Genomic DNA, 22,503 nt, shown 5'->3' on the forward strand with positions numbered 1-22,503 from the left:
TCTCCACAGTGTGGGACGCCACAGGTCTGACCCGTCTCCACAGTGTGGGACGCCACAGGTCTGACCCGATGGGTATCGCCCGCCTCGCGCTCGCGGGCCCGGCGTCCGGGTTGAGCGCGCCGACCAGCGAGAGGGCGCCGACCACGATCAGGGCGACCACCGCCAGCACCGCCAGGCCCGCGAGCGCGAGGCGGGCGATACCCATCGGGTCAGACCTGTGGCGTCCCACACTGTGGAGATTAGCGGTTGGCGAGGAGATCCCACGCCCGGTCGCGGGATCGGTTACAGCCGGCCGTCGCCGTTCGACGGACCGCTCGGCATGGTGCGGTGGTGCTTGCCCTGCGGCAGTGGCACGTCGGGCCCGCCGTTCTTACGGTTCTTCACGAGCTCCCGGATGATCGGGATGACCGAGAGAAGGATGATCACCAGAGCGCCCGGCAGGATGTACTTGTCGATGTCGGGCACCGCCGAGCCGACCACGCGGCCGAAGACCAGCAGGCCGTCGGTCCAGATGATGCCGCCCACGCAGTTCCACAGGAAGAACCGCTTGCGGTCCATGCCGAGCATGCCCGCGACCGGGTTGAGGAACGTGCGGACGATCGGGATGAACCGGGCGAGCACCACGGCCTTGGACGGGCCGAACTTCTGGAAGTAGTGCTCGGCCTTGTCGACGTACTCCTTCTTGAAGAGCTTGGAGTCGGGCCGGTCGAACATCCTGCGGCCATAGGTGGCGCCGAGGTGGTGTCCCAGCTGGGCGCCGGCGATGGCGCAGATCGGGGCCAGGACCAGCAGCAGCGGGAACGAGAGCGGTTCGAGGCCCTTGATGGCCGCCGCCGCCTCGGGCGTGCTGAAGACGCCTGCCGCGACGAGCAGCGAGTCGCCCGGCAGGAAGAAACCGAGCAGCAGGCCGGTCTCGGCGAAGATGATCCCGAGGACGCCGATGGTGGCGAACGGCCCGAGCAGGCCGAGCCACCATTTGGGGTCCAGGAGATTGTGCAGGAGGTCCATCGGCGTGAAGCCTACCGGCGATCAGGATCCCAGATCGAGAGATGACACAGGCAGAAGTGGTGGCGGAGCTATCCGGCCGGGAAGGAACCCGGAATACTGGCCAACGGGCTATGTCTCCAAAAGTCCCGCGCCAGCTGTTCACAGCCGTCTCGAGGGAGATGACACCGATGCCTATCGCGACCCCAGAGGTCTACGCCGAGATGCTCGACCGGGCCAAGGCGAACGAGTTCGCCTATCCCGCGATCAACGTGACCTCGTCCCAGACGCTCAACGCCGCCCTGAGAGGCTTCGCCGAGGCGGAGAGTGACGGCATCGTCCAGGTGTCGACCGGCGGGGCGGAGTTCCTGTCCGGCGGCACCGTCAAGGACATGGTGACCGGCGCGACGGCTCTGGCGGAGTACGCCCGCGTCGTCGCGGCGAAATACCCCGTGACGATCGCGCTGCACACCGACCACTGTCCGAAGGACAAGCTTGACTCCTTCGTCCGCCCTCTGATCGACATCTCCCTTGAGCGGGTGGCGCGCGGCCAGGACCCGCTGTTCCAGTCGCACATGTGGGACGGCTCCGCCGTACCGCTGGAGGAGAACCTGGAGATCGCCCAGGAGCTCCTGGAGAAGGCCGCCCGCGCGAAGATCATCCTGGAGGCGGAGATCGGGGTGGTCGGCGGCGAGGAGGACGGCGTCGTCGGCGAGATGAACGAGAAGCTCTACACCACCGCCGAGGACGCCCTCGCGACCGCCGAGGCGCTGGGCCTCGGGGAGCGGGGCCGTTACCTGCTCGCCGCGACCTTCGGCAACGTGCACGGCGTCTACAAGCCGGGCCACGTCAAGCTCCGCCCGAGCGTGCTGAAGGAGATCCAGGAGGCCGTCGGCGCCAAGCACGGCAGGGAGAAGCCCTTCGACCTGGTCTTCCACGGCGGTTCCGGCTCGCTGCTGGAGGAGATCCACGAGGCCATCTCCTACGGCGTGGTCAAGATGAACATCGACACCGACACGCAATACGCCTTCACCCGCCCGATCGCCGACCACATGTTCAAGAACTACGACGGCGTGCTCAAGGTGGACGGGGACGTCGGCAACAAGAAGGCCTACGACCCCCGCTCGTACGGCAAGGCCGCCGAGACGTCGATGGCGGCCCGCGTGGCCGAGGCGTGCCGGCACCTGAAGTCCGCCGGCACCAAGCTCTCCTGAGGTCCCGGATCCCCGGGGTCCGGCCATCGCCTCCGGACGGCCGTCCGGAGGCGATGGCCGGACCGGCGGCGACGGCGGGCCGGGGAGGGCCGCCGCCGTGGATCTTCCGTTCTCCGGGGAGAGCGGCCTCGCTCCGGCTCCGGCGGGGACGGGGACGGGGACGGGGACGGCCGTTTCGAGGAGCGGGACAATAACAGGGAAGCGACTCCCCCGCCGGGCAAAGGCAGCAAGTACTCTCGCTAGGCATGACGGAATCGCACGAGAATCTTCTCGCCGGGCCGCCGCCCACCCGGCTGCCGGACCTGCCCGAGGCCCGAGAGGCGCTGGAATCCGGCGCCCAAGCATCAGACGTCGCCGCGCGTTTCCCCGCCTACCCTGGTGCCTGGGCCGCGCTCGCGGACGAGTATTTCGCGGGCGGGCACGCCGTGACGTCGTACGCCTTCGCCCGTACCGGCTATCACCGCGGCCTCGACCAGCTGCGCCGGGCAGGTTGGAAGGGGCACGGCCCGATCCCCTGGGAGCACGAGCCCAACCGCGGTTTCCTGCGCTGTCTGCACGCCCTGGCCCGCGCGGCCCAGGCCATCGGCGAGAAGGAGGAGGCCGAGCGCTGCTTCCAGTTCCTGAAGGACTCCAGCTCCCAGGCCGCTGAGGAACTGACCGGCCGCTGAGGTCCCGGATCTCCCGCCGGAGGGTGGGAGATCCCCCAAATGTGACTCGGTCGGGTATTCTCTCCACGCAAGAGCCCCTGTCGCGATTGCGTCAGGGGTTTTCGTTTTTGTGGTAGGAGATTAGCGATGCCGGCTGTCGTTCTCGTGGGCGCCCAGTGGGGCGATGAGGGCAAGGGGAAGGCGACCGACCTGCTCGGCGACAAGGTCGATTACGTCGTCAGATACCAGGGCGGAAACAACGCGGGGCACACGGTCGTCATCGGCGACCAGAAGTACGCCCTGCATCTGCTGCCCACGGGAGTGCTCTCCCCGAACGTCATCCCGGTGATCGGCAACGGCGTCGTCATCGACCCGGGCGTGCTGCTGAGCGAGATCGACGGGCTGGAGGCCCGCGGCGTCTCCTCCGAGCGGCTGCTGATCTCGGCCAACGCGCACCTGATCATGCCCCACCACAAGGCCCTCGACAAGGTCACCGAGCGCTACCTGGGCAAGGCGAAGATCGGCACCACCGGCCGGGGCATCGGCCCCGCCTACGGTGACAAGATCTACCGGATGGGCGTGCGGGTCCAGGACCTGCTCGACCCGGGCATCCTGCAGAAGAAGATCGAGGTCGCCCTCGGCGAGAAGAACCAGATCCTCACCAAGATCTACAACCGCCGGGCGATCGACGCCACCAAGGTGCTGGAGGAGTACCTCGGCTACGCCGAGCGCCTCAAGCCGCACATCGCCGACACCTCCCTGATCCTGAACAAGGCGCTGGACGAGGACAAGGTCGTGCTGCTGGAGGGCGGCCAGGGCAACCTGCTCGACATCGACCACGGCACCTACCCGTTCGTCACCTCCTCCTCCCCGACGAGCGGCGGCGCCTGCTCCGGCTCCGGCATCCCGCCGACCCGGCTCACCCGCGTGATCGGCATCCTCAAGGCCTACACCACCCGCGTCGGCTCCGGCCCGTTCCCGACCGAGCTGGAAGACGAGATGGGCGAGTGGCTGCGCACCACCGGCGGCGAGTACGGCGTGACCACCGGCCGCAACCGCCGCTGCGGCTGGTTCGACGCGGTGATCGCCCGCTATGCCAGCCGGATCAACGGCGTCACCGACTTCTTCCTCACCAAGCTCGACGTGCTGTCCGGCCTGGAGAGGATCCCGGTCTGCGTCGCCTACGAGGTGGACGGCGTCCGCTACGACGAGATCCCGATGACCCAGACCGACTTCCACCACGCCAAGCCGGTGTACGAGGAGTTCCCCGGCTGGCAGGAGGACATCACCGGCGCCAAGTCCTTCGAGGACCTGCCGGCCAACGCGCAGGCCTACGTCAAGGCCCTGGAGCAGATGAGCGGCGCCCGGATCTCCGCCGTCGGCGTCGGTCCCGGCCGCACCGAGACGATCCAGATCCACTCGTTGGTCTAGTCTCCTTCCGGTAAGGTTCGCGCCTGGCGACCGCCAGGCGCGAGCCATATCGAGAGAACGGCGCACGAGGTCGGTAGGGTCCCCTCTGTGCATGCCGAGATTCATGGTCACCGCGGAGCCCGCGGACTCCGCCCGGAGAACACGCTGCCCGGGTTCGCCTGCGCCCTGGAGCTGGGCGTCGACGCGCTGGAGCTCGATGTCGCGCTGACGGCCGACCGGCGGCTGGTGCTCACCCACGACCTCACCGTGTCGGCGGTGACCAGTGCCGACACCCGGCCGGCCTTCTACGGCGACCCGCTCTTCCCGTACGTGGGCAGGCCCGTCGGGGAGCTCACGCTGGCGCAGCTGCGCACCCTCGACTGCGGGGTACGGCTGCCGCGCCACCCCGAGGACCGTTTCGTCCGGACCCAGGCGCCGGTGCCCGACACCCGGATGCCGACGCTCGGGGCCGTGCTGGGGCTGGTGGACGCCTACGGCGCCGACGGCGTGCGGCTGCACGTGGAGCTCAAGTCCGATCCGACGAGGCCGGAGCTGAGCGCCGACCCCCGCGAGTTCACCGAGATGGTGGTCGCCGAGCTCGACCGGCACCACCGGCTCGACGGGGCGGCGATCCTCAGCTTCGACTGGCGGATCCTGGAGATCGCCCGCTCACTGGCCCCCGCGACCCGGCGGTACGCCCTGATCGAGCGCGCCACCATGGACAGCGTCTGGCTCAACGGCCTGCGGCTTGAGGACTTCGACGGCGACATCCCGGCCGCCGCCGTGGCGGCCGGGGGCACCACGCTGTCTCCCGAGCACGTGCTGGTGGACCAGGAGCTGGCGCGTCGGGCCGAGAAGGCCGAGCTGCCGCTGGTGCCCTGGACCGTCAACGAGCCCGGCCGGGCCGCCGAGCTGCTCGACCTCGGGGTGGCCGGGCTGGTCACCGACTACCCGGACCGGATGCGCGCCCTGTGGGCCGACCGGGGCATGCCCGTCCCCGCGCCCGTCACCCCCGTGCGCCGCGCGGACAGGTAGCCCGTCACCCCCGTGCGCCGCGCGGACAGGTAGCCCGTCACCCCCGTGCGCCGCGCGGACAGGTAGCCCGTCACCCCCGTGCGCCGCGCGGACAGGTAGCGGACAGGTAGGGAGCGCGCCCGGACCGCCGCCGGTCCGCACCACGCGGGCGCGTGGGACCTGGGACGCCGCCCTCCCCCCGCCCCCGCGCGGGCGCGGGCGCGGAAGGTCGCTCCGCGCGGGCGCGTGGGACCTGGAGCGCCGTCCTCCCCGCTCCCGCGCGGGAGCGGAGGGTCACATCCAGCCGTTGCGGCGGAAGCCCCGGTAGAGCAGCGAGCAGGCGATCACCATCACGCCGATCACGATCGGATAGCCGAAGACGGACTTGAGCTCGGGCATGTGGTCGAAGTTCATGCCGTAGATCCCGGCGATCATCGTGGGCACGGCCATTATGGCGACCCACGAGGAGATCTTCCGCATGTCCTCGTTGGCGAGCGCGTTGGAGCGGGCGAGCGCCGCCTGCAGGATGGAGTTGCACAGCTCGTTGGACGACTCGACCTGCTCGCACACACGGGCCAGGTGGTCGACGACGTCGCGGAAGTATTCGCGCATCTCCGAGGGGATCATCCGTCGCTGCGCCAGCGTCGACATGGGCGACTGGAGCGGGGTGACGGAGCGCTTCATCTCGATCATCTCGCGCTTGAGGTTGTAGATCCGGCCGATGTCGCGGGCGCTGACGTCGGCGAAGACCATGGCCTCGACGTCCTCCAGCTCGGCCTGCATCAGGTCGGCCACGCTGAGGTACTTGTCCACCACGTGGTCGGCGATCGCGTGCAGCACGCCGGTCGGGCCGCGGTTGAGGAGCTTGGGCTTGTCCTCCAGGCGCTCGCGGACCTCCGACAGCGGGCAGTGCTTGCCGTGCCGTACGGTCACCACGAAGTCGGGCCCGACGAACACCATGATCTCGCCGGTGCCGATGATCTCGCTGGTGGCGGTCAGCACGTCGTGGTCGAGGTAGGCGACGGTCTTGAGGACCACGAACAGCGAGTCGCCGTAGCGCTCGACCTTGGGACGCTGATGAGCCTTGACGGCGTCCTCGACGGCGAGCGGGTGCAGGGCGAAGACCTCCGCCAGCCACTCGACCTCGGGGGCGCCGGGTTCATGCAGGCCGACCCAGACGAAGGCGTTGCCCTTCTCCTCGGCCGCGTTGTGCGTGCGGACGAGCTCCAGGGCGTCCGGGATTCCCAGGGCGTCGATCTTCTTGCCGCCGATGTAGGCGGCGTACTCGACGAGGGAGTCGCTCGGCGGGACGCAGAGGCCGTTCATCCGGTCACGGACCGGGACGGCGGGCGCGTGCGGGGCGCGGACGGCGCGTGCGTGCTTGATGCGGGGAAAAAGGAGCGAGGAACGCATGGCATGCCTTTCCCGCCCGATCTGGCACCGTCCACGCGCGACGCGATGTCACCTCAGTTCGAACGGGAATGCGCGCGGAAGCCAGTCGGGCACTGATGCGGAGTGGTGGGAGGGTGCGCACAGAAGGCGTGCGCCGCACGTACTGCTGGGATCGCCAGAGGACATCCCCAACCACCTCCAATCACCAATAGACAGGCAAAGCCGCCCAAACTTAGCACAGATCTGGGCACGCCTTCCAAGCGTACTCCCGGCCGCAACAAGCGATCATCCATAAGCGGGCGAAATTCCCGCATGATTTACGGCGCATTCACCGTGTCTCTCCGGACCCCCGTGCGAGGCCTCTGCCCGCCGCCCCGGCAGGGTGAGACCGGCACGCGCCCCGCGGCCCCCGCACGGGACCTCTGTCCACAGCCTGTGGACGGCCGGCGGCCCGGGGGCCGATAGGCTCTCGCGAGTGCGCGTTCTTGTGATTGGATCCGGCGGGCGTGAGCATGCCCTGTGCCGGTCGCTGGCAGCAGATCCCCAGGTCACCGAGGTCCACTGTGCTCCCGGCAACGCGGGTGTCGCACAGGTCGCGACCCTGCATCCGGTGACCCCGACCGACCCCGCGGCGGTCAGCCGGCTCGCCTCGGAGCTGGGGGCCGACCTGGTCGTGGTCGGCCCCGAGGCCCCGCTGGTCGCCGGGGTCGCGGACGCGGTGAGGGAGGCGGGCATCCCCTGCTTCGGACCGTCCCGGGATGCCGCCCGGATCGAGGGCTCCAAGGCGTTCGCCAAGGACGTCATGGTCGCGGCGGGCGTGCCCACCGCGCGCTCCCGCACGTGCGTCACGCCCGAGGAGGCCGCCGCGGCGCTGGACGAGTTCGGCACGCCGTACGTGGTCAAGGACGACGGCCTCGCGGCCGGCAAGGGCGTGGTGGTCACCGACGACCGGGACGAGGCGCTCAGGCACGCCGCGTCGTGCGGGCGGGTCGTCATCGAGGAGTTCCTCGACGGTCCCGAGGTGTCGCTGTTCGCGCTCTGCGACGGTTCCACGGCCGTGCCGCTCCAGCCCGCCCAGGACCACAAGCGCGCCTACGACGGGGACAAGGGCCCCAACACCGGCGGCATGGGCGCCTACACGCCGCTGCCGTGGGCGCCCGGCGACCTCACCGACCGGGTGATGGCCGAGACCGTCATCCCGACCGTGACCGAGCTGGCCAGGCGCGGCACGCCGTACACCGGGGTGCTCTTCGTGGGGCTGGCCCTCACGGCGGAGGGCCCGAAGGTGATCGAGTTCAACGCGCGGTTCGGCGACCCGGAGACCCAGGTCGTGCTGGACCGGCTGGAGACGCCGCTCGCGGGCCTCCTGCTGGCCTGCGCGGACGGGACGCTCGGCGGGTTCGGGCCGCTGTCCTACCGCGACGGCGCCGCGGTGACCGTGGTGATCGCGGCGGAGGACTACCCGGCCGACCCTGTCAAGGGCGACGTCATCGAGGGGCTCTCCGACACCGTCGAGAACGCCTACGTGCTGCACTCCGGGACCGCGCTCGACGGCGACCGGATCGTCTCCAACGGCGGACGGGTGCTCAGCGTGGTCGGCACCGGCCCCGACGTGGCCGCCGCGCGCGCGGCCGCCTACGAGGCGGTCGGCCGCATCCGGATGCGCGGCTCGCACCACCGCACGGACATCGGGCACAGTGCGTAAGCGGGGCATCGCCCGACCGTGACGTAGCGCTCGGCAGGCATGCCGCGATAAGCCAGGGGCAGTCTCTGCCCGTCCCCGGCCGCTCCGCCCCACGGAGGAACGATGGCGCTCGACCAGGCAGCATCACCGGAACGGATCGGCGACACCGGCGTCCTGCGCTGGCCGGGCACATGGCGGGTCTACGTCGCCACGCGGAGCGAGGAGATCCGGGCCGACGCCGAGCGCGCCCTGACCATGCGCGACGAGGCGGGCCAGCTGGTGTCGGTGGGCGAGGGCATCGGCAGGCACCTGGAGCGCGGGGAGTCCTACGCGCGCTCCAAGCACGGCCTGCGGCGCTGGCTGACCGGTCAGGCCATCGAGGGCGCCTGGTCCAACGTCAACAGCGCGACCGTGCTGCTGTACGGCGTGCTGCCGACGGTGGAGCTGTGCGGCCGGGCCCCCGAGGTGGTGGCGATCGGCCGGGCCTACCTGCCCGGCGACGATCCCCGGCTGACGCACCTGCAGGCCCGGCTGGCCGCCGGGGACCTGGGAGAGAACGACAGGCCGCTGATGCAGTCGGTGCTGCGGGCCGCCTACACCGCGCAGGCTCTGGAGACCGGCCGGGTCCGCAGCTTCCGCAACCTCCTGCTCGGCGGGGTGGTCATGCTGAGCCTGATCGTGCTGAGCGTGGTGGCCATCGGCGCGATCTGGCCGGACGCCATCCCGATGTGCGGCAACCAGTCGGTGGTCCAGGCCCAGGGGCTCATGCCCGCGCAGATCTGCCCCACCGGCTCCCTGCGGCCCAGCCGGGGCGACGTCCCCCTGGTGGCTCTGATCGGGATGCTGGGCGCGGCGCTGGCCACGGCGGCCTCGATCTCCACCCGCTCGGAGCTGTCCACGCGCTACTCGCTGGCGGTGGTCCAGAACATGCTCAAGGCCCCCGCCGGGGTGGCCACCTCCGTGCTGGGCCTGCTGATCCTGAACTCCGGCTTCGTCCCCGGCTTCGCGGGACTCGGCTCCCAGCCCGCCATCCTGGTCTGGGCCATGGCGTTCGGGTACGGCCAGCAGGTCGTCACCCGCTTCGTCGACCAGCGAGCCGACAACCTCCTCATGGCCGCCTCACCGCTCACCCCGGCGGGCAAGGGGACCCGGGCCGCGTGAACACCCCGGAGACCGGGGAGGCCTGAGCACGCCGCCGGACGCGCGCCCGCGCGAACACGCCGGCGGGCACCCGAGCACACCGGACGGACGTCCGGCCGCGCGAACACGCCGGCGGGCACCCGAGCACACCGAACGGACTCCGGGACGCCCGAGCACGCCGGACGGACGCCCGGGGCGGGGGAATTTCTCAGGGGTCCGATCGCCTGGAACGCCGCTGTCGCGGGCGGATCCGCCGTACGGATGCGGGACCATTGCGTGGAGACTCACGAGCGATCGAGTGATCAGAGGCTCGACGGGTAGTTGCCATCCGAAGTGGCCGGTTCAGGGGTACCCAGCGGCTACTGTTGGCCGATAACCCCCGGCTGCCGCCACTCGTTCTCGCATCATCCCCAATCCCCAGCTTCCCCTTCCCCAAGGAGCATGACGTATGGTCCGTTACCGCGTGCGCGGTGGCAACCCCCTCCGTGGAACCGCCTTCATCCAGGGCGCCAAGAACGCCGTGCTGCCCATGATCGGTGCGGCGCTCCTGGCGGCCAAGGGCCGTACGGTGCTGCGCAATGTCCCCATCATCGAGGACGTGCGCCGGGCGGTCGAGCTGGCCGAGGCGATCGGCGCCAAGGTCGAGCTCCACGAGGCGGAACGCACCCTGGTCATCGACGCCTCCCGCCTGAAGAGCCCGGTGCTGCCCGCGGAGATCGCCCGCCGCTTCCGCGGCTCCGTGCTGTTCGTTCCCGCGCTGCTGCACCGCCTCGGCGAGGCGATCATCGAGGGCGTGGGCGGATGCAACCTGGGCAGCCGCAACCTCGACTTCCACTACCTGGGCTACAAGCGCCTGGGCGCGATCGTGGACGAGGGCGACTCCGTCATCCACGTCAAGACGGCCGGCTTCACCGGCGCCACGCTGTACCTGGACACTCCCTCGCACACCGGCACCGAGAACCTGATCATGGCGGCCGCCCTCGGGCGCGGCACCACCGTGATCGAGAACGCGGCGCTGGAGCCCGAGGTCCTCGACGTGATCGAGATGCTGACCCGGATGGGCGCCAGGATCAGCGGCGGCGGCACCGGATTCATCACGGTGGAGGGCGTGGAGGAGCTCCAGGCCGTCGAGCACACCGTGATGCCCGACCGCCTCGACGCGGGCGTGTTCGCCATGGCCGCGGCCATCACCGGTGGCGAGGTCAACCTGGTCGGCGCCGACCTGGACCACCTCGGCGTGGTCCGCTACAAGCTGGAGCAGATGGGGGTGGAGTTCTCCGACCACGGCGCGGTGCTCCACGTGCGCCGGGACCGCCCGCTGCGCCCGATCAACGTGATCACCGACACCTACCCCGGCTTCGCCACCGACCTGCAGTCGCCGATCATGACGGTCGCCTGCCTCGCCGACGGCGCCAGCTACATTCACGAGCGCATCTTCGACGGCCGGTTCGCCCTGGCCTCCGAGCTGAACAAGATGGGCGCCGACATCGAGGTCAAGGAGAACGGCGCCGTCGTCCGTGGCGCGACCCCGCTGACGGGAACCGAGGTGACCGCGCACGACCTGCGTTCCGGAATCGCCCTCGTTCTCGCCGGTCTCGCCGCCGAAGGGGAGACCGTGATCGAATCGGGTTATCTCATCGACCGCGGCCACTCATATCTGGCCGAGCGTATGCAGGCGCTGGGCGCAGATGTGAGGCGAGAGATTTCTTCCTCATAATCAGCGGGTTTCAGTCTCTCAAAAACCGCTCTGACCTGTGTAAACAGTTACAGTTAGGGGTTTAGCCGGGGGGTTCCTCCCGGAATTGGCGTCAAATCGGGCGTGACATTACGGCCCCCGCAAGCGATCGTTCCAAAAGAGAGCCGAAAACAAACGGACAGCAGGATGGGACGAACATTGGTCGAGCGGGCCGAAGAAACTCCACGAGTGTCACGCCCGGGTGCCATGACACCGGACCTCACTATCGGTGTGGTGGGCCCCCATGACCTCGTCGAGCGAGTGATGCTCATGGGACACGCGGCGGCACCCCTGCCCTGCCGCCTGGTAGCCGCTGCCTACCGGGACGAGCAGGAGGCCGCCGACAAAGTCACGCGCCTGGGGGCAGGGGTGGACGCCTGTCTGTTCGCCAGCCCGGTCCCCTATGACCTGGCCAGGCGTTCGGGGGTGCTGACGATGCCGGCGACCTACGTCCAGCTCGGCGGCGCCGCGTTGATCGCCGCCCTGGCCCGGGCGGCACTGGACGAACGGATCGACCCGCGCAGGGTCAGCGTCGACGTGCTGAGCCGGGCCGACGTCGAGGAGGCCTACACCGATCTGAGTCTGCCGGTGGTGGACGTGCACAGCCGTGACGAGCCGGGGGCCACCGGCACGATCGCGGCCTTCCACGAACGCCTGGTCCGCCAGGGCAGCACCAGCGGGGCGCTGACCTGCCTGCCCGCCGTCGCCGACCGCCTGCAGACGGCCGGGGTCCCGGTGGTCAGGATCCGGCCGACGTCCGCGGCGGTCCGTACGGCGCTGCACACGGCCGCGCTGCTCGGTGCGCACCACCGGCTGGAGGAGTCACAGCTCACCGTCGTCCTGGTGGAGGTGCCGACGCTCCGCGAACCGGTCCGCCGGGCCGCGCCGCGCTACTGGCGCGACGAGCTCCGGCTGTCCCTGCACCGGCTGCTGGTGCAGGAGGCGAACCGGATCAACGCGTCGGTGACCTCGATCGACGACCACAGCTACATGGTCACCGCGACCCGTGGCTCGGTGGCCACGGCCACGGAGGGCTTCCGGGTGCTGCCGTTCGCGGCGCGGGTCCGTGACGAGCTGGGTCTGGCGGTCGAGGTGGGCGTCGGCATGGGCCGTACCGCCCACGACGCCGAGTCCCACGCGCGGGCGGCGCTGGCGCGCACGCAGGCGGGCAAGCAGGCGCAGGGCTTCGCGGTGGACCGCGAGGGCCGGGCGCTCATCCCCGCGCCCAGGATGCCTCCGCAGGGCGGCGGGCCGCTGAAGCCGAAGGGCGTGGAGGTGCTGGCCCGGCTGGCGGCCAAGCTGGAGGGGGGCGACACGGTGGTGGACGCGGAGGGCGCGGGCAAGATGCTCGGCGTCACACCGCGTACGGCACGGCGGCTGCTGCGCACGTTGGTCGACGAGGGACTCGCGTGGCCGCTTCCGCCCAACCGCACCCCGCAGCCGGGCCGTCCCCGCCAGCTCTACCGGCTGATCGTGGAGAAGCTCGGCAGCCGCTGAGCCCCTCCCGTCGTTCCCCGTGATCCGGGGGCGCTCCGCTCCGCGCGGCGGGCCCCGGACCACGGCGGTCCGGGCCGCGTCTCACGGTCCGGACCTCGCGGGCGTTCTGTCGGACATGAAGGCTATTGTCATGAGCTATGGGTCATGACACTACTGACAGCCGCAGGTCGCTGCTCGTCTGGGGAGCACTGGCGATCGTCTACGTGGTGTGGGGATCGACCTACCTCGCGATCCGGATCACCATCGAGACCGTCCCGCCGCTGCTCAGCGGGGCCATGCGCTTCAGCACGGCCGCGCTGGTCCTCGGCGCCGCGCTGCTCCTGCTCCGGGGATGGCGGGTCTTCCGGATGACCTGGAAGGAGCTGGGCGGAGCCGCCCTGGTCGGGGTGCTGCTGCTGAACGCCGGCAACGGCCTCGTCGCGGTGGCCGAGCAGCACATCTCCAGCGGGCTGGCGGCGCTGCTGGTGGCCTCGGTGCCGCTCTGGCTGGTGATCTTCAGGATCGTCGCCAGGGACATGCCGCAGGTGCTGACGCTGGCCGGGGTGCTCATCGGGTTCGGCGGGGTGGCGGTGCTGTCGCTGACCGGCGGGGGCAGCGCGGCGGACGGCACCGGGATCGCGATCATCCTGCTGGCGTCGATGTCGTGGTCGGCGGGCTCGTTCCTGTCCGCCCGGATCCCGATGCCCGCCAACCCCTTCGTCGCCAGCACGGTCGAGATGGCCGCCGGCGGGATCGGGCTCGCGCTGACCAGCACGGTCGTGGGCGAGCACCTCGACCTCGGCGCGGTCTCCGGGCGTTCCTGGGCCGGGCTGGCCTACCTGGTCCTGATGGGCTCCCTGGTCGGCTTCACCGCCTACGTGTGGCTGCTGGGCGCCGCCCCGATCTCGCTGGTCTCCACCTACGCCTACGTCAACCCCGTCGTGGCGGTCGCCCTCGGCGCGCTCGTCCTGAGCGAACCGGTCACGACCTCGATGGTCGCCGCGGGCCTGGTGATCGTCCTCGGCGTGGCCCTGGTGGTCTCCACCGAGCGCCGCAAGAACGCCCCGGCCGAGGAGAAGGAGCCCGCGTCCGTGTAGGACGCGGGCCCGTCGGATCCCCGGTCCGCCCCCGGGACGCCGGAGGCGGGCAGCCCGGCCCCGGAAGGGCCGTCAGGCGGCCCTGAAGGCCGCCGCCGCGGCGAGGAAGGTGTCGTTGGCCTCCGGGGAGCCGATGGAGACCCTGGCCCCCTCTCCGGCGAAGGGACGGACCGCGACCCCCTCGGACGCGCAGGCCTCGGCGAACTCCGTCGTGCGCTCGCCCAGCCGGAGCCAGACGAAGTTGGCCTCGGTGATGGGCACCGTCCAGCCCTGGGCGATCAGCGCCTCGCGGACCCGGGTGCGCTCCTTGACCACGGTGTCCACCCGCTCCAGCAGCTCGTCCTCGGCCGCCAGGGAGGCGACGGCGGCGGCCTGGGCCAGGTGGTTGACCGCGAAGGGCACGATCGTCTTCCGTACGGCGGCCGCCACCGGCTCGCCGGCGATCAGGTAGCCCACCCGGAGCCCGGCCAGGCCGTACGCCTTGGAGAACGTCCGCAGCACGGCCACGTTCGGCCGGTCGCGGTAGACGGTGAGCCCGTCGGTGACGTCGGCGTCCCTGACGTACTCGCGGTAGGCCTCGTCGAGGACGACGAGCACGTCCTCCGGGACCCGGTCGAGGAAGGCCGCCAGCTCGGCCGCGTGGACGACCGTGCCGGTGGGGTTGTTCGGGTTGCAGACGAAGATCATGCGCGTCTGCGGGGTGATCGCCTCGGCCATGGCGTCCAGGTGGTGCGTCTCGCCCAGGAGCGGGACCCGGACGGAGGTCGCCCCCGCCAGGTCGGCCAGGAGCGGGTAGGCCTCGAACGACCGCCAGGCGTAGATCACCTCGGCGCCCGGCTCGCTCACGGTCTCGAAGAGCTGCTGGGCCACCGTCACCGAACCGGGGCCGAGCGCGACGTGCTCCGGCGGCACGCCGTACCGTTCGGCGAGGGCCTCGGTCAGGCCGGTCGCCGCCGGGTCGGGATAGCGGTGGATCTCCGAGGCGGCCTTCGCGATCGCCTCGACCACGGAAGGCAGCGGGCCGTAGGGGGATTCGTTCGAAGACAGCTTGTAGGACCGGCCGTCGGCTGACACCACGGCCTTGCCCGCCTTGTAGGGGGGCATTGTGTCCAGAATCGCGCGGAAACGAGGCATGGCCTTACTTTATGAGGAGCGGGCGGATGGGGCATCATCCTGGAAGACTGGAGGTGAGAGGCATGCCTGACCGGGAGGACAACATGAGCATCGCACCGCCGGCCGAGACCGAGCGGCCCAACACGGAGACGGCCGGGGCGGAGTCTCCCAAGCTGGAGCCCGTTCCCGACTGGATCATCCCGTCATCGGATGGTTTCACCGCAGAGGACCTCGACCGGCTGCGGGGGATTCCCTCTCACACCGAGCTGATCGATGGCACTCTCGTCTTCGTGAGCCCCCAGACCCGTTTCCACTCACTCGTCATGTTCCTCCTGGAGCGAGAGCTCCGCCGCACTGCTCCGACGGAGTTGCGGGTCCGCAGGGAGATGACCGTGACGCTCGGGGAGCGCCAGCGTCCCGAACCCGATCTCATCGTGGTCCGCGCCGACGGCGACCTGGGTCTGAAGCAGACCACCTACCAACCCGCCGACGTCGTCCTGGCCGTCGAGGTGGTCTCCGCCGAGTCCGAGGTCCGCGACCGGGAGCGCAAGCCCCAGCTCTACGCGGCGGCGGGCATCCCCCATTTCTGGCGGATCGAGAACGCCGAAGGCCGTCCGACGGTCTACGTCTACGAGCTGGACCCGGCCACCAAGGCCTACGTCGCCACGGGTATCCACCACGACCGGCTGAAGCTCACCGTCCCCTTCGACCTCGACATCGACCTGGCGGAGATCGACGACCTCTGAGCCCCCGCCTACTCCTTGAGGGAGCGGAGCATCGGCGGGTGGAGCAGCACGGCCGGTCCACGGCGGTAGAGCTTGGCGGGACGGCCGCCGTCGCGGGTGGTGGTGCGGCCGGTGGGCACCAGGAAGCCCTCGGCCTTGGTGACCTTGCGGTGGAAGTTGCGCGGGTCCAGGGTGCGGCCCCAGACGATCTCGTAGACCCGGCGCAGGTCGGCGACGGTGAACTCCGGGGGGCAGAAGGCAGCGCCCAGCGGGGTGTACTCCAGTTTGCCCCGGGCGCGCTCGATCCCGTCGACCATGATGCGCCGGTGGTCGAAGGCCATCTCCCGGAGCGAGGAGACCGGCTGCCAGCTCATGTGCGCCTCGGTGGAGGCCGGCAGGTCGGGGGCGAGGCCGAGGTAGGCGACGCTCAGGACGCGCTGGCGCGGGTCGCGGTCGGGATAGCCGTAGGTCTGGAGCTGCTCCAGATGGACCGGGGCGCCGGGCAGGCCGGCCCGTTCGGCGAGGACCCGGGCCGCGGCGGCGGGCAGATCCTCGTCAAGCTGGATGAAGCCGCCTGAGAGGGCCCAGCGTCCCTCGTAGGGCGAGTTGTCCCGCCGCCAGACGAGCGCGCTCAGCGCCTGGCAGCGCACCGTGAGGACGACCAGATCCACGCTGACGGGAATGCGCGGAACCATGCCAGGCACGTTACACCGGTCAGGTGTTTATACGGACGTGCAGCGCCTCGGCGGCCGCCCGCCCGTCGGCGGCGGCGACCTCGACCCGCACCCAGGCGCCGTCGGGCACCTGGGTCCAGTCGAACGGGATCCACGCCGTCCTCATCCCGGTGGGCAGGTCGGGCAGCGGCTCCGACAGGTCCACTCCGGCCACCTCGACGACCTTGGGGGCCTCCTGGCCGTCCCAGGTGACCGTCACCTTGGAGCCCATGGGCATGTTGTATCCCCGGATCTCCATGCCGTCCTGGATGTCGCGCTCCTTGCGGACGGCGTCCACCGGGATCGGCCGGTCCGCGTCACGGGCGATGTCCTCGGCCAGCGACGGGGAGCCGCAGGTGAAGAAGTCGCTCCACATGTAGGAGACGATCTTGGAGACGTACCGGCCGACCTGGGTCACGGCCGTGTCGAGCCGTTTCTTGTCGGTGCGGCCCCGGGTGCCCGTCCTGGCGGCGCAGGGCTCTTCGGCGGACGGCTCGAAGGCCTCCACGTTGGCCCACAGCTGCACGTTGTAGCCCTGTTCGACCATCCTGTCCCGCGCCGCGGACATCTCCCGGTAGTAGTCGCGGGTCGAGCCGTGGTAGGCGGTGCCGTTGGTCGTCTCGCCGACGACCGGGCGGAGCCGTTCGTCGACCTGCTCGTCGCGCTGGTCCGGCCAGAACAATCCGACCTTGCCCGTGCCCCGGCTGTCCTGCGGCGCGATGATGCCGACCCCGGTCCTGACCATGGCCTCGAAGCCCTTGGCCACCTGCTTGGGACTGGCGCTGAACTTCAGCCGCTTGCGCGCGTCGATGTAGGGGCTGACCAGGATGGGCTTGCCTGGCATCTCCTGCTCCACGATCTGGTGCTGGGAGGCGTAGACCTTGAGCGTCGAGTGGTCGCCGTCCGGGTCCCTGCCCGTGTAGCTCATCTCCCGCATCTGCAGCTCGAACGGCTGGTAGAAGCCGCCGAGCGACTCCCGGCCCTGGAAGCGGGCGCCGTAGTCCTGCAGGATGCGCCGGGTGAGCGTGGTGAGCGTGTCGGTGCCGTCCTTGTAGGCCCGGGTGACCTGCGCCGGGTCGCGGGGGGCCAGCGGCAGCGCGGGGAAGACCCGCACCCCGAACTGGTCGCCGAGGTCGAGCAGCTCGGTGAGGCTGTCCTGCTTGTCCTGCTCCGCGCCCGCGATCAGGATCACGTGGTAGCCGCGCCCCTTGTTCTTGATGTTCGCGCAGCTCGGGTCGTCGCTTCCGTCGTCCGGCGCGACGATCCGGTAGAAGACGGAATCGCCTACGGTGACCTTCCGCTCGAACTCGGGGCAGCGGAACAGGTCGGGCCCGAACGCCTCGTCGGTCCGGTAGACGAACGTCCAGCTCACCCGGTTTCCCGGGTTGGCCGCCTGAAGGTCCCTTTCGGCCGCCGCCACGCACGGCAGCCCGTCCTCGACGCACGGCTCGTAGCGGGGGTCGATCTCCTCGCCCTTGTTGTCCATGATCCGGTCGTCCTCGTCGACGCGGCGGGCCTGCAGGCCCCAGCCGATCCGGATCACCGTGTCGCCGCCCACCTCGTGGATCGCGCCGAACTGCCGCCGCCAGGTGCAGTGGTCGGTGGTGGGGATGAGCCAGTAGCCGGTCACCGCGTAGGGCGAGGACACCTTGGTGTCGAACGTTCCACACGGGTCGGTGAAGGCGCTGGCCTCGGGAGTCAGCGCGGCGGAGGAGGTGGGGGAGGGCGACGACGCGACCGGTGTCCTGTCGCTCACCGGAGCGTCCGCGCCCTTGGGCAGGACGAGCACGACCGCCGCCACCACCGCGAGGATCGCCACGCCGAGAAAAGCGGTGAACCAGCGCACGATCAGGACACTACCGTTCTTGTGATCAGGCGGACATAAGCAACATCGCCATACAAGAAATCAGCTCTTGACCCCGGCCCACGCCTCAAGCTGGGACACGAAACGGCGGGCCGAGTTCGGCCAGTGATGGTTCGCACGGGCCGCCGCATACCCTCGGGCGCCCTGGGCATGCCGCTCCCTGACGTCGTCCCGCAGGGAGAGCACGGCCTGCGCCACTGCCTTGGGATCCTCCCACGGCACGACCATGCCGCTGTTGTAGCGCTCGACCAGCTCCACCGCGCGCGGCGACGGAGTGGTGATCACCGGGATCCCGTGGGCCATGTACTCCACGATCTTCGTGGGCATGGAGTGGCGGTAGTTGGGCTCGTCGTGCAGCAGCGACAGTCCGGCCAGCGCCCCGTCGAGCCGCTTGAGCGCCTCGTCGTTCGGCATGAAGTCGCGCCACTCCAGTACGCCCTCGGCCACCGCCTCGTTCAGCGTCGGGCGCGACTGCGGGTCGGCGTAGCCGATCAGCTCGACCGCCACCCGGTACGGCCGGAGCAGCCGGGCGACCTCGATGGCGTCGCGCACCCCGCGCGCCTCCGACAGCCAGCCGAGGTAGACGATCCGATCGTCTCCCGGCGGGGTCACGTCGTCGGGCACCCAGGTCTCGTTCGGGACCACCAGGTGGGCCCGGTGGAACCGGCCGGCGTAGGCGGTCTCGGCGAGGAGCAGATGCAGGTGGCGCTCCGCGGTGCCTTCGAGCATGCGGGCCAGGAACCGCACCGGCGGCCGCAGGAACGCGGGCAGCCAGGGCTTCAGCGACAGGGTCGCCGGAGTGTCCTCGTGCACGTCCCAGACCACCGGGGGCCGCTTGCGCACGCCGACGACCGCGAGCAGCAGTTCGGGGTCGTGGATGACCACCAGATCAACCTGGTCGCGCATGCGCTTGAACACCTTGCGGGCGGCGCGCACGGCCGAAAGCCGCTTGCGCTCAGCCGCCCGGGGGAGGTCGACGCCGTTCACCCACGACCGGGCCATGACGCCCCGCGCGGTGTACGGCGCGGCATACGTGACCTCATGACCGGCATCCACGAGCGCGCGGATCTGCCGGTGCAGGATCCGGGCGTCCTCGGGGTGATGCACCACCGTCATGACGAGCACGTGCACTGCGCGCAGCCCTTCGTCGCTAGAGCCGCTCGACGCGTTCACCCTCGGCGAGGACGCCTCGGGTGTCGAGCACGAGCCTGCCGTGGTCCTCGACGATCGACAGGTCGAAGGCGGCGTGCTGCTGCAGCAGCAGCGTCACATCCGCTTCGGCGACCGCCCTGGCGAGGTCTTCCTCACGTGGTACGGAGGTACCGTCCACGTGCCATGTCCTGACGTACGGGTCGGCGAAGACCAGCTCCGCGCCCAGCTCCAGCAGCGCCCGCGCGACCGGCAGGGCCGGAGTCTCGCGTTCGTCGGCGATGTCGGGTTTGTAGGTGACGCCGAGCAGCAGCACCTTGGAGCCGTTGACGGCCTTCTTGTGCCGGTTGAGCAGCCGCTGGACGCGGGCCACCACATAGGACGGCATCCGCTCGTTGATCTCCTGCGCCAGCTCCACGAACCGGAACGGGTAGCCGAGCTTGCGCACCGTGTAGGACAGGTAGGAGGGGTCGACCGGGATGCAGTGCCCGCCGACGCCGGGTCCGGGCAGGAACTTCTGGAAGCCGAACGGCTTGGTGGCCGCGGCTTCGATGGCCTCCCAGAGGTCGACCCCGAGCTCGTCGCAGAAGATCGCCATCTCGTTGACGAGGGCGATGTTGACGTGCCGGTAGGTGTTCTCCAGCAGCTTGGCCATCTCGGCCTCGCGGGTGCCGCTGACCGGCACGACCTGCTCGACGAACTGGGAGTAGAACCCGACCGCCCGGTCCTTGCAGGCGGCCGTGTAGCCGCCGACGACCTTGGGGGTGTTGCGCATGCCGTACTTGGGGTTGCCCGGGTCGATGCGCTCGGGCGAGAAGGCGAGGTGGAAGTCGGTGCCCGCGACGAGGCCGGAGGCCTCGAGGATGGGGCGGGCGACCTCGTCGGTGGTGCCCGGCCAGGTCGTGGACTCCAGGACGACCAGTGTGCCGGAGGTCAGGTTCCGGGCGACGGTGTGGGTGGCGCCCTCCACCGCGGACAGGTCGGGGCGGTGGTCCTCGTCCAGCGGGGTCGGCACGCAGATGACGATGGTGCGGCTGTCGGCCAGCACGGACTCGTCCAGGGTGGCGCTGAAGCCGCCTGCCAGCATGTGCTCGAGGTCGGCGTCGGTCAGGTCGTCGATGTAGGACTGTCCCGCGTTGAGGGCGTCCACCTTGCGCGGGTCGACCTCGAAGCCGACGACCCGCAGGCCTGCCGCCGCGGCCTCCTTGGCCAGTGGCATGCCGACGTACCCGAGACCGATCACGGCCAGGTCATAGGCGCTCACGCGGCCCCCTTCCTCGGCCGCGTTCGCGATGGCACCGAGCCCAACGGCCGGTTGGCTGCGCTCGCTCACGGGGTGACCCTGGAAAGACGGAAACAACACTTCATGGTGGCAAAGGCTATCTCAACTCCGCGCAAGCCACGCCTAATGCGATTGAACGCATCACAAACGGCTGGGTTCCCCTCCACCTGCACGGGGCCGTCAACCAGCAAGTGATCGGTAAATGTCACGGTACGTTTCCGCGACGCGGCTCCACGTGCGCTTCGCGGCCACCTCCGCGCGTCCGGCCTCGCCCATCGCCGCCCGCCGCGCCGGGTCGTCGCGCAGTGCGGCGAGCGCCTCCGCCAGGGCTTCCGGGTCGCCCGCGGGGACCAGGAGCCCGGCGCCGTCGGAGCCGACGAGCTCCGAAAGGGCGGGCAGGTCGCTCAGCACGACCGGCTTGCCGAGGGCCATCGCCTCGACGGGTTTCAACGGCGTGACGAGCCGGCAGACCCGCAGGTCCTCACGGGGGCAGACGAAGATGTCGATGGCCGACTGGGCCTGCAGCGCCTCGTCCGGGCCGACCCGGCCGGGCAGGATCGCGACGTCCCCGAGCCCCAGCTCCTCCACCTGCTCCAGCAGCGCCGGGCGCTCGGCGCCGTCGCCGACGAGGAGCAGCCTGATCGGGGCGCCCCGGTCCCGGAGGAGGGCGGCCGCGTTGATCATGGTCGCGAAGCCCTCGTAGGCCACGATGCTCGACACCGAGCCCATGACGATCTCATCGGGCTCGATGCCGTAGGCGGAGCGGAACGTCGCCCCGTCGTACTCCGCGGTCAGCAGCGAGTCGTCCACCGCGTTGGGCGCCAGGAAGATCCGCTCCCTCGGCACGCCCCGCTCGACGATCTCGGTGGCCATGGTCTCCGCGAGGGTGACCACGGCGTCGGCGGAGCGCATGATGAACGCCTCGCGGTCGCGCTGGAGCACGTGCCGCTGGCTGCCGACGCGCTTGGGGTCGCGGGAGGCCCAGGTCTCCTCCAGGAAACCCCGGACCTCGTAGACCATCGGCGTGCCGGTCCGCTCGCGCACCGCCAGCGCCACCGAGCCGTTGCGGTGGTCGGTGGCGGCGTGCAGCACCTGCGGCCGGAGCGTCCTGACCAGCTCGGTCACCTCGCCGGCCCCGCGGATCATGCGGCCGTGGCTCTCGAACGGCACATCGCCGCTCGGCAGCAGCCGGTGGTAGGGGATCTCGTCGATCTCCTCGTACGGCGTGGCGTCGACGTGGCCTTGCATCATCGGCCAGCCCCAGCTGGTCACGACGTGCGGATCCAGCCCCGCGGCCTTCTGCGCGGTGACGATCCGGTGCGTGCGCACGGTGTATCCGGCCTGCGTGTACGGCAGGGCGTTGGTGACGCAGTGCAGCACCCGGCCCTCCACCCGCTCGCCCACGATCACCTTGGACTTGGGCGGGATCGGGTTGGGCTGGATGGAGGCCAGCTCGCCGGTGTAGTAGGTGGCCCGGCGGTTGATGAAGGGGTATTTGGTGTAGGGCTGGAGCACCGCCGCGGCCTCGGTCATCCGCCCGGCGTCGAAGTGCGCCTTCGCCTCGTCCCACGGCCCCCTGACCAGGCGCATGCCAAGCTTGCGCACGACGATCCTGGCACGGCGCGCGGCGGGCCAGGCGACCTTGCCCACGACGGGGCGGAGCCGCGGCGGGAGGGTCTCCGCGGCTGCCTGCGCCACACGCACGGGGTCGGACTTGACCTTGGTCGCCACGACTCGGGAGACGATCACAGGGTGCTGGACGAACCCCTTGAGAAGCCCGCGCAGTCCGGCACGGGCCGACTTCGCGGAAACCTTGGGGGAGTCTGGCCTGCTGGCATCGGATACCACGCCGTGACCGTACCAT

19 protein-coding genes are annotated in these 22,503 nt (G+C 70.5%); 10 read left to right on the plus strand and 9 right to left on the minus strand.

The features are described from left to right. Together CA984_RS19025 and CA984_RS19030 are read right to left on the minus strand one after the other, a co-directional pair. A partial coding sequence (locus CA984_RS19025) for a hypothetical protein (RefSeq protein ID WP_207620932.1) occupies positions 1-205 on the minus strand: 205 nt, incomplete at its 3' end. Between the two features lie 77 nt (positions 206-282). Then, on the minus strand, positions 283-1,008 hold the full coding sequence (locus CA984_RS19030) for a DedA family protein (RefSeq protein WP_086574212.1): 726 nt from the start codon (positions 1,006-1,008) through the stop codon (positions 283-285). 167 nt (positions 1,009-1,175) lie between these two features. Here CA984_RS19030 and fbaA point away from each other — a divergent pair, with 167 nt between their 5' ends. The 4 genes from fbaA (at position 1,176) to CA984_RS19050 (ending at position 5,290) form a co-directional block, all read left to right on the plus strand. Continuing rightward, positions 1,176-2,198 (plus strand): class II fructose-bisphosphate aldolase, encoded by a 1,023-nt coding sequence (gene fbaA / locus CA984_RS19035; RefSeq protein WP_086574214.1) that lies wholly within the window; start codon positions 1,176-1,178, stop codon positions 2,196-2,198. 245 nt (positions 2,199-2,443) lie between these two features. Next, the gene (locus CA984_RS19040; protein ID WP_086574216.1) at positions 2,444-2,866 is read left to right on the plus strand and encodes a DUF3151 domain-containing protein; all 423 of its coding nucleotides are present in this window, start codon (positions 2,444-2,446) and stop codon (positions 2,864-2,866) included. Between the two features lie 126 nt (positions 2,867-2,992). Next, entirely contained in the window at positions 2,993-4,276 is a 1,284-nt protein-coding gene (locus CA984_RS19045; RefSeq protein WP_031163771.1) for an adenylosuccinate synthase, read from the plus strand. Between the two features lie 87 nt (positions 4,277-4,363). Beyond that, positions 4,364-5,290 (plus strand): glycerophosphodiester phosphodiesterase family protein, encoded by a 927-nt coding sequence (locus CA984_RS19050; protein WP_086574218.1) that lies wholly within the window; start codon positions 4,364-4,366, stop codon positions 5,288-5,290. A 273-nt stretch (positions 5,291-5,563) separates the two neighbouring features. Here the strand turns inward: CA984_RS19050 and corA are convergent, their stop codons facing one another. Continuing rightward, positions 5,564-6,682, minus strand: a complete 1,119-nt coding sequence (gene corA, locus CA984_RS19055; RefSeq protein ID WP_086574220.1) for a magnesium/cobalt transporter CorA — start codon at positions 6,680-6,682, stop codon at positions 5,564-5,566. A gap of 454 nt (positions 6,683-7,136) precedes the next feature. Between corA and purD the strand changes: the two genes are divergently transcribed. The 5 genes from purD (at position 7,137) to CA984_RS19080 (ending at position 13,793) form a co-directional block, all read left to right on the plus strand. Continuing rightward, entirely contained in the window at positions 7,137-8,366 is a 1,230-nt protein-coding gene (gene purD, locus CA984_RS19060) for a phosphoribosylamine--glycine ligase (RefSeq protein WP_086574222.1), read from the plus strand. A gap of 102 nt (positions 8,367-8,468) precedes the next feature. After that, entirely contained in the window at positions 8,469-9,506 is a 1,038-nt protein-coding gene (locus tag CA984_RS19065) for a hypothetical protein (RefSeq protein ID WP_086574224.1), read from the plus strand. A gap of 427 nt (positions 9,507-9,933) precedes the next feature. Beyond that, positions 9,934-11,202, plus strand: coding sequence for a UDP-N-acetylglucosamine 1-carboxyvinyltransferase (gene murA / locus CA984_RS19070; protein ID WP_031163763.1), 1,269 nt, complete (start codon positions 9,934-9,936; stop codon positions 11,200-11,202). A gap of 225 nt (positions 11,203-11,427) precedes the next feature. Continuing rightward, a complete protein-coding gene (locus CA984_RS19075; RefSeq protein ID WP_086574226.1) occupies positions 11,428-12,717 on the plus strand; it encodes a GTP cyclohydrolase IIa in 1,290 nt (429 codons plus the stop codon). Positions 12,718-12,854: 137 nt separating this feature from the next. Beyond that, the gene (locus tag CA984_RS19080) at positions 12,855-13,793 is read left to right on the plus strand and encodes an EamA family transporter (protein ID WP_086574228.1); all 939 of its coding nucleotides are present in this window, start codon (positions 12,855-12,857) and stop codon (positions 13,791-13,793) included. Between the two features lie 72 nt (positions 13,794-13,865). Here CA984_RS19080 and hisC read toward each other — a convergent pair whose 3' ends face one another. After that, positions 13,866-14,927 carry a histidinol-phosphate transaminase gene (gene hisC, locus CA984_RS19085; RefSeq protein ID WP_207620933.1) on the minus strand — a complete coding sequence of 354 codons (1,062 nt, stop codon included), beginning with the start codon at positions 14,925-14,927 and terminating at the stop codon, positions 13,866-13,868. Positions 14,928-15,010: 83 nt separating this feature from the next. On the opposite strand from hisC, the gene CA984_RS19090 reads away from it, so the two are divergent. Beyond that, positions 15,011-15,652 carry a Uma2 family endonuclease gene (locus CA984_RS19090; RefSeq protein WP_242676047.1) on the plus strand — a complete coding sequence of 214 codons (642 nt, stop codon included), beginning with the start codon at positions 15,011-15,013 and terminating at the stop codon, positions 15,650-15,652. A gap of 8 nt (positions 15,653-15,660) precedes the next feature. Here CA984_RS19090 and CA984_RS19095 read toward each other — a convergent pair whose 3' ends face one another. From CA984_RS19095 to CA984_RS19115, 5 genes are all read right to left on the minus strand, one after another. Beyond that, positions 15,661-16,326, minus strand: a complete 666-nt coding sequence (locus CA984_RS19095) for an NUDIX hydrolase (protein WP_086574230.1) — start codon at positions 16,324-16,326, stop codon at positions 15,661-15,663. A 19-nt stretch (positions 16,327-16,345) separates the two neighbouring features. Beyond that, the gene (locus tag CA984_RS19100; RefSeq protein WP_086574232.1) at positions 16,346-18,190 is read right to left on the minus strand and encodes a DUF4434 domain-containing protein; all 1,845 of its coding nucleotides are present in this window, start codon (positions 18,188-18,190) and stop codon (positions 16,346-16,348) included. Positions 18,191-18,250: 60 nt separating this feature from the next. Beyond that, positions 18,251-19,339 (minus strand): glycosyltransferase, encoded by a 1,089-nt coding sequence (locus CA984_RS19105; protein WP_086574235.1) that lies wholly within the window; start codon positions 19,337-19,339, stop codon positions 18,251-18,253. A 19-nt stretch (positions 19,340-19,358) separates the two neighbouring features. After that, on the minus strand, positions 19,359-20,621 hold the full coding sequence (locus CA984_RS19110) for a nucleotide sugar dehydrogenase (protein ID WP_086574237.1): 1,263 nt from the start codon (positions 20,619-20,621) through the stop codon (positions 19,359-19,361). A gap of 198 nt (positions 20,622-20,819) precedes the next feature. Further along, the gene (locus CA984_RS19115; RefSeq protein WP_242676048.1) at positions 20,820-22,487 is read right to left on the minus strand and encodes a glycosyltransferase family 4 protein; all 1,668 of its coding nucleotides are present in this window, start codon (positions 22,485-22,487) and stop codon (positions 20,820-20,822) included. Positions 22,488-22,503: the final 16 nt, after the last annotated feature.

This window comes from Streptosporangium minutum, from assembly GCF_002149035.1.
GTDB classification, from domain to species: domain Bacteria; phylum Actinomycetota; class Actinomycetes; order Streptosporangiales; family Streptosporangiaceae; genus Streptosporangium; species Streptosporangium minutum.